This is a genomic window from Pseudomonas sp. TE12508, assembly GCF_056279485.1.
In genome coordinates, this window is sequence record NZ_JBWCCN010000012.1 from 107590 (window position 1) to 122283 (window position 14694).

Annotated in this window: 10 protein-coding genes and 1 pseudogene; 8 read left to right on the forward strand and 3 right to left on the reverse strand. The window is 60.8% G+C overall.

Going from position 1 to position 14694, the window contains the following annotated elements; genetic code table 11:
- Positions 1-111 precede the first annotated feature (111 nt).
- Positions 112-600 (forward strand): annotated as a pseudogene (locus ACZ9IM_RS17665) (amino acid ABC transporter permease); the annotation flags it as partial.
- Entirely contained in the window at positions 580-1542 is a 963-nt protein-coding gene (locus tag ACZ9IM_RS17670; protein ID WP_476224648.1) for an amino acid ABC transporter ATP-binding protein, read from the forward strand. The pseudogene ACZ9IM_RS17665 and the gene ACZ9IM_RS17670, both read left to right, overlap by 21 nt.
- Positions 1543-1594: 52 nt before the next feature.
- Here ACZ9IM_RS17670 and ACZ9IM_RS17675 read toward each other — a convergent pair whose 3' ends face one another.
- The 3 genes from ACZ9IM_RS17675 to ACZ9IM_RS17685 form a co-directional block, all read right to left on the reverse strand.
- The gene (locus ACZ9IM_RS17675; protein WP_476224649.1) at positions 1595-2359 is read right to left on the reverse strand and encodes a substrate-binding periplasmic protein; all 765 of its coding nucleotides are present in this window, start codon (positions 2357-2359) and stop codon (positions 1595-1597) included.
- A 129-nt stretch (positions 2360-2488) separates the two neighbouring features.
- On the reverse strand, positions 2489-3394 hold the full coding sequence (locus ACZ9IM_RS17680) for an alpha/beta hydrolase (protein ID WP_476224575.1): 906 nt from the start codon (positions 3392-3394) through the stop codon (positions 2489-2491).
- A gap of 109 nt (positions 3395-3503) precedes the next feature.
- Positions 3504-5279: a sigma 54-interacting transcriptional regulator gene (locus ACZ9IM_RS17685; protein ID WP_427625326.1), complete on the reverse strand. Its 1776-nt coding sequence runs from the start codon at positions 5277-5279 to the stop codon at positions 3504-3506.
- A gap of 286 nt (positions 5280-5565) precedes the next feature.
- Between ACZ9IM_RS17685 and ACZ9IM_RS17690 the strand changes: the two genes are divergently transcribed.
- The 6 genes from ACZ9IM_RS17690 (at position 5566) to ACZ9IM_RS17715 (ending at position 14645) form a co-directional block, all read left to right on the forward strand.
- Positions 5566-7041 (forward strand): benzaldehyde dehydrogenase, encoded by a 1476-nt coding sequence (locus ACZ9IM_RS17690; protein ID WP_476224577.1) that lies wholly within the window; start codon positions 5566-5568, stop codon positions 7039-7041.
- A gap of 59 nt (positions 7042-7100) precedes the next feature.
- Entirely contained in the window at positions 7101-7868 is a 768-nt protein-coding gene (locus ACZ9IM_RS17695) for a coniferyl-alcohol dehydrogenase (RefSeq protein ID WP_476224578.1), read from the forward strand.
- Positions 7869-7969: 101 nt separating this feature from the next.
- Positions 7970-9619, forward strand: coding sequence for a DUF1302 domain-containing protein (locus ACZ9IM_RS17700; protein WP_476224579.1), 1650 nt, complete (start codon positions 7970-7972; stop codon positions 9617-9619).
- A gap of 15 nt (positions 9620-9634) precedes the next feature.
- Positions 9635-10996, forward strand: a complete 1362-nt coding sequence (locus ACZ9IM_RS17705) for a DUF1329 domain-containing protein (protein WP_427625331.1) — start codon at positions 9635-9637, stop codon at positions 10994-10996.
- Between the two features lie 69 nt (positions 10997-11065).
- Positions 11066-12169, forward strand: a complete 1104-nt coding sequence (locus tag ACZ9IM_RS17710; protein WP_427625333.1) for a WD40/YVTN/BNR-like repeat-containing protein — start codon at positions 11066-11068, stop codon at positions 12167-12169.
- Positions 12170-12221: 52 nt separating this feature from the next.
- Positions 12222-14645 carry an efflux RND transporter permease subunit gene (locus tag ACZ9IM_RS17715; protein WP_476224580.1) on the forward strand — a complete coding sequence of 808 codons (2424 nt, stop codon included), beginning with the start codon at positions 12222-12224 and terminating at the stop codon, positions 14643-14645.
- Positions 14646-14694 lie beyond the last annotated feature (49 nt).

Consider the following 14694-nt stretch of genomic DNA (forward strand, 5'->3'; position numbering starts at 1 on the left):
GTGTCTATGCAATTCGACTGGTCTTACTTTGTTTCGCTGTTTTCCAAGACTGACTTCTGGGCGGCGAGCCTGACCGTCATCGAACTGAGTGCCCTGGCCTGGTTCCTGGGGATGGTGCTGGGCTTCGTTCTGGCATCAGCCAAGTTGTCCAGCTTGCCCTGGCTGCGCATGCCGGCGTCACTCTACATCTGGTTCTTTCGCAGCATTCCGCTGCTGGTGCTGGTGGTCTTCATCTACAACCTGCCGCAGTTGCTACCCGGTGCCGGGCCGATCCTGTCAGTACCGTTCTATTCCGGCCTGTTGGCGCTGGTGGTCACTGAGGCCGCCTACATGGCCGAAATTCATCGTGGCGGACTGATCTCGGTCGCCAAGGGGCAGAAGGAAGCCGGCCGTGCTCTGGGTATCGGCCTGTTCGGCCTGCAACGGTTGATTGTGATTCCCCAGGCGTTTCGTATCTCACTGCCGACCTTGATCAACGAATACATCACCGTGGTCAAACTGACCTCGTTGATCTCGGTGATTTCACTGACCGAGCTGCTGACGGTGGGTCAGCGCCTGTATGCCCAGAACTTCCTGGTGATGGAAACCCTGGCGGCGGTGGGTGTGTATTACGTGCTGATCGTCACTGTGTTCGGCTTCGCCCTGCAGCGTCTGGAGCGCTACCTGGACCTCAACCTGCGGACACCGCAAACCCTCGATAGCGCCTCGGCAAAAGTGCTGCGTGACAGTCTGGCGCCTGTCGCAACGAGCACGTTCAAACCCCCGGCCAAAGGCGCCGCCCCGGCCTTGCAGCTGCAGGGCGTGCACAAACGCTACGGTGATCATCATGTGCTCAAGGGCATCGACCTGAAGGTGCAAAGTGGCCAGGTGATTTCTATCATCGGCCCGTCGGGCTCCGGCAAGACCTCGTTGATTCGTACGATCAATGGCCTGGAGCACATCAATCAAGGCGAAATCCTGTTGTTCGGGGAAAGCTTCATCAATGCCGGGGACAAACCGGATGGCCGTCGGGTTCGTCAGGGCGTACAGCGCATCGGCATGGTGTTCCAGAACTTCAACCTGTTCCCGCACCGGACACTGCTGGACAACATCAGCCTCGCTCCCCGTTATCATGGCATCGGCCGCGCACTGAGCGAACAACGCGCCTGCCAGCTACTCGACAAGGTCGGCCTGTTGGCACACGTCCACAAATATCCGCATCAACTGTCCGGGGGCCAGCAACAGCGCGTGGCTATTGCCCGGGCCATGGCCATGGACCCGGATATCCTGTTGTTCGACGAACCCACCTCGGCGCTGGATCCGGAACTGGTCGGCGAGGTGCTCACGGTCATCGGCAATCTGGCCCGGGAAGGCATGACCCTGCTAATCGTCACCCATGAGATGGACTTTGCCCTGTCGATTTCCGACCGGGTGATCTTCATGGACAACGGCCACATACAGCTGGATGCCTCGCCACAGGCGATCCGCGAGGAGCCTGAGGCTCATCGAGTGCGACGGTTCATGGGGTTGCAGGAGCCAGCGGAGGAGGGATGTCTGTCTTGAATGGGTTTAGCCGCCCCGGCAATACGCAGACTGAGCGGCGCTGGCGGTTCCGTTATTGCGACAAATAGCTCTGTTGTATACGCGCCAAGGTGCCGTCATCGCGAAGCTTTTCAACCGCCTCGCGCAGGTCTTGCACCAGTTGAGCGGAGCAAAGCCTGGAGCAAGCCAGATAGAGCTCCGCGCTGCTCATGACCGGGCTCATGAACAGTTTGCGTTCAGACATCTTCGGCCAGATGTATCGACTCTCGGGAACACCGTTGAACCAGGCATCAATGCGACCTTTCAAGAGCATCTGCGCGGGGTTGTCGCCAATGGTCAGGGGGTAGATCTGCTCGTCGCTGAAGCCTTGTGCACGCAGGATTTCCTCCTGCGCACTACCGAGGCCGACGCCGATCACCCGGTAGGTTTTTTTCGCTTGCGCGAAGCTGCTCACCGGCCGGTCGAGGCTGAAAAAAGCGCGCTCCATGGGCATGATCGATGCGATCCAGGTGAAGTGATCTTCGCGTTCAGGCGTGCGAGACAAGGGGGCTATCAGAAGATCCTGCTTCTCGCTGACGTATTTCTGCGCTCTGGCCCAGGGAAGCCCATGGACATGAGCGACATAGCCGGCGTTGGCAATGGCTGTCAGGACGGCTTCTCCGACCATTCCGTGACCCTTGGCGTCATCGACAAACGTCAGTGGCGGAGCGTCAGGGATATACAGTTCGAGCGGCAAGGGGGCGCCACACGCGTTATAGGCAATCAGCAGCGATCCCGACAGAAAAAATCTGCAAAGTGCTTTTGCGTAGGCATTTAATACCCATGAGCTTGCGCTCATGGTTGATAGTTCAGGCATTGAGCGTAGAAGGGCGCCACAAGTCACCAGTTGATCACAGGGGGGATGAGTCTACCGGTCGTTGTTTATTATTGGATACGGTATCGCCCCGCATTCTACGCAAACTTGAGGTCAGGTCACATTTTCCCCCAGGTGCCGAAGGAGGAAGGCGCTGATCTGGTCCAGTGCCCGGCGGGCTTCTTCGAGTTGATCGCTCATGGTCTGGAAGACATGAATCATTCCCGGCCAGACGTCCAGGTGTACCGCCACTTCGGCGCTGGCCAGGCGGCTGGCGAGCCGGGTTGAATCATCCAGCAGGCATTCCCGGCTGCCCACCTGGATCAGCACTGGCGGTAGACTCCGAAGGTCGCCGTATAGGGGGGAGGCCAGCGGATTCAGTGGCTCGGCGCCCTGTAGATAGGTGTCGGCCATAATGGTCTTGCCAGCAAGCGGGCCGAGCAATGGATCTCGAGCCTTCTGCAAATTCCACGACTCTCCGGTCTGAGCCATGTCCACCCAAGGCGACATCACTACCGCAGCCGCGGGCAGCGGCAAACCCGCGGCCTTGGCAGCCAACATCAGAGCCATGCACAGACCGCCGCCGGCACTGTCGCCGGCCAGCACCAGGTGTTCGGCGTTCACACCGTTTTCGAGGAGTGCACGGTACACATCCAGAGCGTCCTCTACGGCGGCCGGGAAAGGGTGTTCCGGGGCCAGGCGGTAATCGATGCACAGGGTACGAATCCGGCTGCGGGCTGCCAATTGGCTGGTGAGCGGGCGATAGGCCTGGGCACTGCCGAACGAGTACCCTCCGCCATGCAGATACAGCAACACGAAGTCGGGCCGGGCATCTGTGGGAATGGCCCAAAGCCCGCTGACGCTGGCCAGATTGGCGGCCTCAAAGGTCACGCCCTCGGCACAGGAGCCGGCACCAAAGAGTAGTTCGGCCTGTTGACGTTGTTGGTCGACAGTCAGCGAGCCGAGAGGGGGCAGTTGGCTGAGTTGTTCGATGAGGCCGTCGATGTTGTTGTAGGGCATGTGGACTCCGGGGCGCGTGTTATGAGGCAAACAAGTTAACCTTCAATATAGTTAATGTTAATAACTATATTGGCAAGATAATTTCGTTTCATCCCCAGGTCGGCCTGCATCAGGCCGATGCCTGTCGGTACTTCTTCAATCGGTAGGCAAACTGCGCACGACTTAATCCCAGCAGTCGTGCGGCGGCGGCCAGGTTGCCTTCACTCTTTTGCAGCGCTTCGTCGATCAAACGCGACTCCAGACCTTCAATGGAGAAGCCGTGTTCCAGACGAGCCAGGGTTTCCAGCAAGGCTGGACGAGGTTGCGTGCTGGCGGGGCTCGGGTCAGTGGCTGCGAGGCTGCCATTGCCGTCCAGAGAGTACGCCTCCTGCGGCATGGGCTCGTTGCGAAACAGGTGGATCAGATCGATGGCTTGACCGTCTTCGCTGGCGATCAGGCCGCGCTCTACCAGGTTTTGCAATTCCCGCACGTTGCCGGGAAAGTCATAACGCAACAACACTTTGAGCGCGCGCATGGTCAGCCCGGCGGGCTTGCGGGCGTAGGCCTGACAGAAACGGCGCAGGAACGCATTGACCAGCAATGGGATGTCGTCACGACGTTCGCGCAGTGGCGGCAACGTGATGGGGTAAACGTTCAGGCGGTAGAACAGGTCCTCGCGAAAGTCTCCGGCCGCCACGGCTTTGCGCAGGTCGACATTGGTTGCCGCCACCACCCGGACATCGACCTTGATCGGCTGGCTGCCACCGATGCGTTCGATCTCACGCTCTTGCAATGCACGCAGCAGCTTGCCCTGCCCGGGCAGGCTGAGGCTGGCGATTTCATCGAGAAACAGGGTGCCCCCGTGAGCCCGTTCGAAGCGTCCAGGGCGCGAATGAGTCGCGCCGGTATAGGCACCGCGTTCGACGCCGAACAGTTCTGCCTCAATCAGATTGTCCGGGATCGCGGCGCAGTTGAGGGCCACGAACGGCGCTTGATGGCGTGGGCTGAACTGGTGCAACTGACGGGCGAACAATTCCTTGCCGACTCCGGACTCGCCGCTGAACAGCACCGTGGCTGGCGTTGGCGCAACCCGCTGCAAGGCGAGGGTCGCGGCGTTGAAGGCGGCGCTGGCTCCAATGGGTTTTGGCCCGCCGGGCATTTCGCTGTCGTCGTCCTGGGGCGCGGGCGCCGGGGCTGGACGCTGCTTGGGGGCGACGCTGGAAGGCGTGGCGGTGAGATAACTCAGGTCCTGTTCGACATCGCCCCATTGCTCGGCGGTCTTGCCGATCACCCGGCAGCTCTCATGGCCCATGCCCCGGCACTCGGTTTCACGGAAGATCACCAGGCGGCCGAACAGTCCGCTGACATAACCGATGGCATAGCCCAGTTCGGTCCAACACACCGGATCCTGGCCGATCCCGTAGGCGGCGATATGCTCGTCGGCCTCACAGGAGTGGTGCCAGAGGAATTCACCCTCGTAAAAGCCTGAGTCGGCGTCGAATTTGAAGTGCAGGGGTTCGACCTTGGTCATGCCTTCGAGTGTGTGCAGGCGCGTGCCGGCCGAGAAAACCGCCGCGGCATCGGCGTCTGGCCAGCGCTCGCGGATCAATCGCGCATCGCGTGCGCCGGACAAATACCCGGTGCGGGTAAACAGACCGCGGGTCTGCTCCAGTCCCTGGCGCTCGATAATCTCCCGCCGCAGCGCGCCGAAGGATGAACTGTGCAATAGCAGCATGCGCTGGTCGTTGAGCCAGATGCGCCCGTCGACAGGGGAAAAGAACAGGCATTCGGTCAACTCGGCCAGGGTCGGTGAGTTGCCCTCGGTCAGTTGAGTGCTGTCTCCTCGGGGGGAGAAATGTTCCTCCTGCACCGCGAGATGAGGAAGCAGCGAATGGGGATTATTCATTGTTATATGCCCCTGAGCGAGTCCACTGATCGAAATGATCAATTAGCAAAACAGTTATTAAACATAACTTTATCATTTGGACAAGTGGCCGGGTGTCGACCGGGCGCCAAACGCCTTGCCCTATTCATCAGTGCTCCTCTCAAACCTTCAGGCCAGAGCCGTCGCCACTTAAAACGCGTGGCAACAGGGGAAGTCGGCACAGCCCTTGCTCTAGTGCTTTCACGACGCTGCATCGTTCTCGCGAGGCGCGTCAGGCAATTACAAACACAAGAGCCGGGAGACCGAAATGTCGGTAAGTGAACCATCTGATTTTCTGCGGGACGCACTCTGGTGCGAACGCATCTTCAATGGCGACTGGATACGTCCATTGGGCGGTGTCAACAGAGTCATCGAGCCGGCCACCGGCGAGGTACTGACCGTCACCGGTTTAGCCGATGCGGCGGACATCGCGTTTGCCACCCTGACTGCCGCCCGTGTTCAACCGGCCTGGGCGGCATTGGGGCCACGGGAACGCGCGGAGATCTTTCGCAAAGCGGCAGCCCTGGCCCAGCAACACTTTGCCGAACTGGCGCTGTACATCGCCCGGGAAAGCGGCGGCAGCCTGTTCAAGGGTGAACATGAGGTTCGCGAGGCGATCGTCTTGCTGCATCAGGCCGCCGGTCTGCTGTCGCAACCCCATGGTGTGGTTCTCCCAAGTGAAGCGGGGCGTTTGTCCTATGCACGGCGGTTGCCCCATGGCGTGGTCGGGGTGATCTCGCCGTTCAACTTTCCCCTGGTGCTCTCCCTGCGTTCAGTGGCACCGGCGCTGGCGGCTGGTAATGCGGTGGTGCTCAAGCCCGATCCGCAGACCCCGGTCAGTGGCGGTTTCATCATTGCCCGGTTGTTCGAGGCGGCCGGTTTGCCAAAAGGGTTGCTGCAGGTTTTGCCGGGCGCAGCAGTGGCCGGTGAGGCCCTGTGCCGCGACCCGCATGTTCGGATGATCGCGTTCACCGGTTCGACTGCGGCCGGACGCAAGGTTGCGGAGGTGGCTGGCCGTCATTTGAAAAAAGTCGCCCTGGAACTGGGCGGCAAGAACTCGTTGATCGTGCTCGAAGATGCCGATCTTGAGTTGGCGGCGAGCAATGCCGCCTGGGGAGCCTGGCTGCATCAGGGGCAAATCTGCATGGCCACCGGACGCATCCTGGCCCATGAATCGATCGCGGAGGAACTGGTCCGCCGGCTGGCAGAAAAAGCCCGGGCGATCACGGTCGGCAATGCCGCTCGTGGCGAGGCGGTATTGGGGCCTTTGATCAACAAACGACAGTTGCAACGCGTGCATGAAATCGTCACGGAGAGTGTGACTGCCGGGGCAACACTGGAAGCCGGCGGCGAGTTTGAACAGCTGTTCTACCAACCCACGGTGCTTTCCGGCGTGCGCCCGGGCATGCGCGCATTCGACGAGGAAATCTTCGGCCCGGTCGCCACGGTGGTGAGTTTTGCCAGCGACGATGAGGCCATCGATCTGGCCAACCGCACCGAGTATGGCTTGTCCGCAGGGATCATTTCGCCTTCGGTCGGGCACGCGATGGCGATTGGCGAGCAACTCAATTGCGGTCTGCTGCACATCAACGATCAGACGGTGGCCGACGAGTGCATCAACCCGTTCGGTGGGCGCGGCAGCTCAGGAAATGGCGGCAGCGTGGGCGGTCCGGCCGATTGGGACGAATACACCCAATGGCAATGGGTGACGGTCAAGGATAAGGCGCCACGCTACCCGTTCTGACGGACAGGACCAGACCGACGAGGTCGGGCGAGTACACAAAAATAATAAGAGGACTCAACATGAAACTCGACAACAAGATTGTGCTGGTGACCGGGGTCTCCTCGGGTATCGGCGCCGCTACTGCAAGCCTGCTGCGCGCCCACGGCGCCCATGTGATTGGCCTCGATCTGAAGGCCCCGCACATGACCCAGGATGGTTTTGTTCAGGGTGATCTGAGCAGTGCCGAGAACATCGACCGGCTGTTGCCGCAGCTACCGGCACGGATCGACAGCCTGTGCAATATCGCCGGGGTGCCGGGCACCGCAAACCCGCAACTGCTGGCCAAGGTCAACTACCTGGGGTTGCGTCACCTGAGTCAGTCATTGTTGCCGCGCATCACCGCTGGCGGCAGCATCGTCAATATCGCCTCGATCCTCGGTGCCGAGTGGCCGTTACGGCTGGAACAGCACAAGGAGCTGGCGCGCATCGAAGGTTTCGCTGCCGCACAAGCCTGGCTGGCCGAGCACCCGGTACCGGATGAGACCTGCTACCAGTATTTCAAGGAAGCCTTGATCGTCTGGAACTACCTGCAGGCCCAGCCCTGGTTTCTCGAACATTCAGTGCGCATGAACAGCGTGGCGCCGGGCCCGGTCTTCACGCCCATCCTCGGCGACTTCGTGAGCATGCTCGGTGAAGCACGAACCCAGGCCGATGCCCATCGCATGAAGCGCCCTGGTTATGCCGATGAGGTGGCGGCGGTGATCGCTTTCCTGTGTGCCGACGAGTCGCGCTGGATCAACGGAGTGAATCTGGCAGTCGATGGCGGATTGGCCTCCACCTACATCTGAAACGCACACCTGTAGACAGCGGCGCAAGCCGCTAACTGAGCGTGTCGGCTGGCGCCATGCGTGCAAAGCCATGCCAAAAATAAAAATAATGAGGAGCGTCCATGGACAACGTTAAACGTTGCTTTCGTTTCAAGCATTGCGCCCTGTTTCTGGCGTTATGCAGTGCAGGCGTGATGATCGAAAGGGCCGAGGCCATGCAAATGGACCTGGGTGATTCGGACTGGAAACTGCGTTGGGACAACACCATCAAGTACAGCCAGGCCTGGCGCCTGCAAGGTCAGGACAGCCGATTGGTCAACGCACCGACCGCCAACGGTCTTTACCCCTCGATCCAGAGTCAGGGCGATAAAAACTTCAGCCGCGGCCTGGTCTCCAACCGCCTGGACCTGTTCTCTGAAATGGACCTCAGCCGGCAAAACTATGGGCTGCGGGTGAGCGGCGCGGCCTGGTACGACGATATCTACAACCAGGACACCGACAGCAGCGAGCAACCGCATTTCCTCAGCGAAACCCGCGAGCTCCACGGTCGCGACGCGGAAATTCTCGACGCCTTCGTGTTCCTGCGCGGTGACCTCGGTGAAGATTCCCAGGGCGTGGTGCGTCTGGGCCGGCACAGCCTGATCTACGGTGAAAGCCTGTTCTACGGTGGCAACGGCATCGCCAATGCCCAGGGGCCGACCGATGTAGTCAAGTTGCTCAGCGTGCCGGGGACCCAGTTCAAGGAAATCCTGCGCCCGGTCAATCAAATCTCCGGGCAGTTGCAGATCAACCCGCAGTTGTCGGTGGGCGCTTACTACCAGTTCGAGTGGGAGCGTTCCAATCTGCCCGGCGCCGGCAGCTACCTGAGCGATGCCGATGCCATCGGTTATGGCAGCGGTTCCCTGCGCGAAGTGTTCGGCAACGACACCGTGAATGGCGGCGATCTGAAACCGCGAAATTCGGGGCAGGGTGGCATGCAGATTCGCTTCAAACCGACCGGGACCGAACTGGAGCTGGGTTTCTACGCCGCGCAGTATCACGACAAAGCCCCGATTGGCTTGTACGCCTACCTCGACGGTGCAGCCGCGGCGGCCACCGGGCTGCCGATCCTGAGTTCCTATCGTCAGGTCTACGCCGAAGATATCAAGACTGCCGGCGTCAGCTTCTCCACTGCCTATGGGCCGTTCAACTTTGCCGGTGAAACCTCCGTGCGCTGGAATGCGCCACTGGTGAGCAACCTGCAAGTGGTGACCCCAGGCATGGAGGCCGATGGCGGCGATGACTCACTGTTCGCCCGAGGCAAAACCGCTCACGCCAACCTGTCGGCGATTTACCTGCTATCGCCTGGTGCTTTTTGGGATGGCGGCTCGGCACTGGCCGAACTGGCGTGGAACCGCACTCTGAGTGTCACCGAGAACGCCGCGGCCCTGGATTCCAACACCACCCGCGATGCCACTGCGTTGCGGGTATTGATGGAGCCTGCGTACTTCCAGGTTGTCGACGGGATCGACCTGACCGTGCCAATCGGCATGGGCGTGGTGCTCGACGGGCGTTCTTCGGCCGTCAACAAGTCGGGCTTCGGCAATACCCATGCTGGCGACTGGAGTGTCGGACTCAAGGCCACGTATCTGCAGCGCTGGGATGTCGGCCTGAACTACGTGAACTTCTTCGGTGCGCCGAAAGCCGGGCTGCGCGAGGACGGCAATTTCAGTTACGGGCAGTCGCTGGCCGACCGTGACTTCGTCTCGCTCTACGTGAAAACCTCATTCTAATAAGGTGGATTCGCCATGCAGAACAACGCTTTCCTGAACACTTGCGTCCTTACCCTGGCCCTGGCTGGCATCAGCCTGGCGCAGGCAGCGGTGTCGCCTGAACAGGCTGCACGTTTGAAGTCTGAACTGACGCCCCTTGGCGGTGAGCGGGCCGGCAACGCCGATGGCAGCATCCCGGCCTGGGATGGCGGCTACACGAAGGTCGCGCCGGGCTACAAACCGGGTGACAAACGTCCCGATCCATTCGCCAGCGAGAAACCGCTGTATTCAATCAAGGCCTCGAACATGGAGCAGTACGCCAGCGGATTGGCCGAAGGCACCAAGCTCCTGCTGAAGAAATACCCGGACTATCGCCTGGACGTATACCCGACCCATCGCTCGGCAGCGGCCCCGCAATGGGTGTATGACAACACCGGCAAGAATGCCACCCGTGCCACGCTGGATGTGGACACCGAGAAAGTCAGCAGCGCCTATGGCGGTATCCCGTTCCCGATCCCGGACAACGGCGCGCAGGTTCTGTGGAACTACCGGTTGTCCTGGCAGGGCGGCGAGACCATCAGCGCACCTTTTGATACCTGGCTGATGACCGCCGGTGGCAAGAAGGTCCAGGCGACCCGAGCCCTGTTCAGCTATCAGTTTCCCTACTACTCGGAAAGCGGCAGCCTGGAAAATTTTGCCGGCAAGTACCAGATTGGCAAGCTGCTGACCGAACTGCCGTCATCCAAGGCCGGCGAAGGCCTGATGACCCATTGGGACATGGACCCGGCCAACCGTGCGGCCTGGCAGTATCTGGTCGGCCAGCGCCGGGTACGCCGAGCGCCGAACATCGCCTACGATACCCCGGACTTCGTCACCTCTGGCGTCGGTCTGTTTGACGAAGCGTTCATGCTGTTCGGGCCTACCGACCGCTACGATCTCAAGCTTGCGGGCAAGAAAGAACTGATCGTTCCCTACAACAATAACCGCGCCGGCCTGGCCAAGAGCGACGACCTGGTCAAACAGAACTTCCTCAATCCTGATCTGGTGCGCTGGGAGAAGCATCGGGTCTGGGTGGTCGAGGCCACGCTCAAATCCGGCAAGCGCCATGTGGTGCCGCATAGGACCTACTACGTCGACGAGGACTCCTGGCAGATCCTGATGGTCGACGGGTATGACGCTCAGGGCAAACTGGGTCGGCAGATGTATTCGCTGACGCTGTTGGCACCGGACCTGCCGGCGCTCACTGCGCAGGTCATGTGGGGCAGCTACAACCTCGATACCGGCGCCTACTTCCTTAACTCTTCGAGCAACGATCTGGCGGTCCAGTACCAGACGATCGCAAAACCTTCGGCTTCCTTTTACACACCGGATGCCATGGCCAACGAAAACATGCGTTGAACCATGGAGCGCCGTGACGAGTGAAAAGCTCGTCGCGGTCGCTGGCGATTTTCCAGGCGGGATAAAGACATGAACGTTGAAAAAATCTTTGCAAGTTTCGGTCTGCGATGGAGTGCCTGCGCGCTGGCGTTGTGTCTGTTGGCGAGCACGTCCATGGTTGCGCAGGCCGCGACGTTTGCTGTTCTACAGCAGCCGGCACTGCCGACCGCCAAGGCCGCGCGCGCGGTATTGCTTGGGTTGGCCCGGGCTGGCGAGCGTCTGGTGGCGGTAGGCGAGCGCGGCATCGTGCTGCTCTCGGATGACTCTGGAATGACTTGGCGCCAGGCCCGTGTGCCGGTCAGCGTCAGCCTGACCGCGGTGCAATTTGTCGATGCCGAGCAGGGCTGGGCGGTCGGTCATCTGGGCGTGGTGTTGCACACCGAGGACGGTGGTGAAACCTGGCACAAGCAACTCGACGGTGAGCGTGCCGCCGCGCTGGCGGTGCAGGCTGCGGAGCGCGATGCCCATCAGCCGGGCGGCGCCAGCAACCTTGCGCAGGCACGGCAGATGCTGGATGACGGGCCGGATAAACCGTTTCTCGACCTGTACTTCAGTGACCGCCTGCATGGCTACATCGTTGGCGCCTACAACCAGATCTATCGCACCGACGACGGCGGGCGAAACTGGCGACCGTGGATGCAGCATGTGGACAATCCGCAGGGCCTGAATCTGTATGGCATTCGCGCTTCGGGTAACGACCTGCTGCTGGTAGGAGAGCGCGGTCTGTTGTTGCGTTCGACCGATGCCGGGCATTCGTTCCAGCCTCTGAAATCACCTTATGAAGGCAGCTTTTTCGGTCTGCTCGGCACCCGCGGCGGAGCGTTGATCGCCTATGGATTGCGCGGCAACGCCTGGTGGTCCGAGGACCGTGGCAGCAGTTGGCGACGCCTCGACACCGGCATCGAATCAACACTGGCGACAGCCATCGAGTTGCGTGACGGCAGCCTGCTGTTGGCCAGTCAGAGCGGTGAACTGTTGTTCAGCCATGACCAGGGTCGCAGCTTCGACAAGCGCCAGAGTCGCAGCGGCGGGACGGTCGCTGCCGTGCAACAGACAGCCGACGGCAGTCTGGCCAGCGTCGGTTTGAGTGGCGTGGCCACTGATCAGGATCCACGGGCCTCCGCCAAACCTTGAAACTTCACGGTGTAGCGCTATCGGGCCATGGCCCGTGCAACAGGAGTCAGACTTGAAAGACGACAAAACCCAAACCGTGATCGGCCGCCTGGAAGACTTCGACCAGGCGTCGGGCAACTTCGCCGAGCGAATGATCTTCAACCATCGGCCGCTGGTGATCCTGCTGTGTCTGCTGGTGACGCTGGTGCTCGGTTGGCAAGCCACGCGCATCGGTATCAACGCCAGTTATGAGAAGACCATCCCTACGGGGCACCCCTATGTCGCCAACTTCCTGGAGAATCGCAGCGAGTTGAGCGGTCTGGGCAACTCGTTGCGGATCGCCGTGGAGGTCAAGCAGGGCAGCATCTTCACCAAGGATTACCTCGACACCCTGGCCAGGCTCAACGACGAGCTTTATCTGCTGCCGGGTGTCGATCGTCCCTATATGAAGTCGTTATGGACCCCGACCACCCGCTGGACCTCCGTGACCGAAGAGGGGCTCGATGGCGGCACCGTGATCCCCGACGATTACGATGGCTCGGCGACCAGCATCGAGCAGGTGCGGACCAACGTCGCCCGTTCCGGTGAGGTCGGCCAATTGGTCGCCGGTAACTTCAAGTCCAGCGTGATCTTCGTGCCGCTGCTGGAAATCAGTCCGCAGACCGGCAAAGCCCTGGACTACGGCGAGTTTTCCCGACAGCTGGAGGCGCTGCGGGACAAGTACCAGACCGATGAACTGCGCATCCACATCACAGGTTTTACCAAGATCGTCGGCGACCTGATCGAGGGGCTGACCCAGGTCTTGTTGTTCTTCGTGATGGCTGTGTTGGTGACCGTGGTTGTGCTTTACGGTTACACCCGTTGCGCACGCAGCACCCTGGTGGTGGTGACCTGTTCGCTGGTGGCCGTGCTCTGGCAGATGGGCCTGCTCGCGCTACTTGGGTACGAGCTGGACCCGTACTCGGCGCTGGTGCCGTTTCTGGTGTTTGCCATCGGCATGAGCCATGGCGCGCAGAAGATGAACGGCATCATGCAGGACGTCGGTCGTGGCACCCACCGGGTAGTGGCCGCGCGTTATACCTTTCGCCGACTGTTTGCCGCCGGGATGACCGCTTTGCTCTGCGATGCGGTGGGCTTCGCCGTATTGCTGCTGATCAACATCCGGGTGATTCAGGACCTGGCGATCACCGCCAGCCTCGGCGTGGCGGTGCTGATTTTCACCAACCTGATTCTGCTGCCGATCCTGCTCAGCTATATCGGTGTCAGCCCGGCAGCGGCGCAACGCAGCCTGAGTTCGGAAACCGCCGAGCTGCAAGCACAGATCAAGCATCCGTTGTGGCGTGTGCTCGATTTGTTCACCCAGCGGCGCTGGGCCATTGGCGCCATGCTGGGCGGCCTGCTGCTGGCAGCATTCGGTTTTGCCGTGAGCCTGAACCTGAAAATCGGCGATCTCGATCCTGGCGCCCCGGAGTTGCGCGCCGACTCGCGCTACAACCGCGACGCGCTGTTCATGACCCAAAACTATGCGGCCAGTTCCGATATTTTCGTGATCATGATCAAGACGCCGGAAGATCAGTGCACGCGCTATGCCAGCCTGTCTGCGGTGGACGCGTTGGCCTGGCAACTGGAACAGTTGCCTGGCGTGGAGTCGACCACTTCAATGGCGGCGATGAGCAAGATCGCCACGGCCGGTTACAACGAAGGTAACTTCAAGTGGTATGAGCTGATCCCCAATGACGGCGCGCTGGGTGCGGTGCAGACCCGTGCACCGCGGGAGCTGTTCAATCAGGGCTGTTCGATGCTGTCGCTGTACGTTTACCTGTCCGATCACAAGGCCGATACCCTGAATCGGGTGGTGGAGGCGAGCGAAGCCTTCATCGCTGCGCATCAGGTGCCAGAGGTCAAATTCATGCTGGCCGCCGGCAGCGCCGGTATCGAAGCCGCGACCAATATCGTGGTGAAAAAATCCATGCACGAGATGCTGTTCTGGGTCTATGGCGCGGTCAGCCTGCTTTGCCTGCTGACCTTCCGTAGCTGGCGTGCAACCCTTTGCGCGATGCTGCCGCTGATGCTCACCTCGATTCTTTGCGAGGCGCTGATGGTGGGTCTGGGAATGGGGGTGAAAGTCGCGACACTGCCGGTCATCGCGCTTGGCGTGGGCATCGGCATCGACTATGCGCTCTATGTATTGAGCGTGATCCTGGCTCGGATGCGTGCCGGTGACACCCTGGCCCAGGCCTATTACCAAGCGCTGTTGTTCACCGGCAAAGTGGTATTGCTGACCGGCATGACACTGGCGGTCGCGGTATCGACCTGGGCCTTCTCGCCGATCAAATTCCAGGCCGACATGGGCATCCTGCTGGCCTTCATGTTCCTGGTGAACATGCTCGGTGCCTTGATCCTGCTGCCGGCACTGGCCTGGCTGCTGCTGCCGCAGAAGGTCTTCGCAAAAAAGCCTGAGGCGAGTTTGCTTGTGGAGTGGGTCAAGGAGGGCTGAAGGGCTGTAGGGCTCGGCACGCCGGACCCTGTGGGAGCGGGCTTGCTCG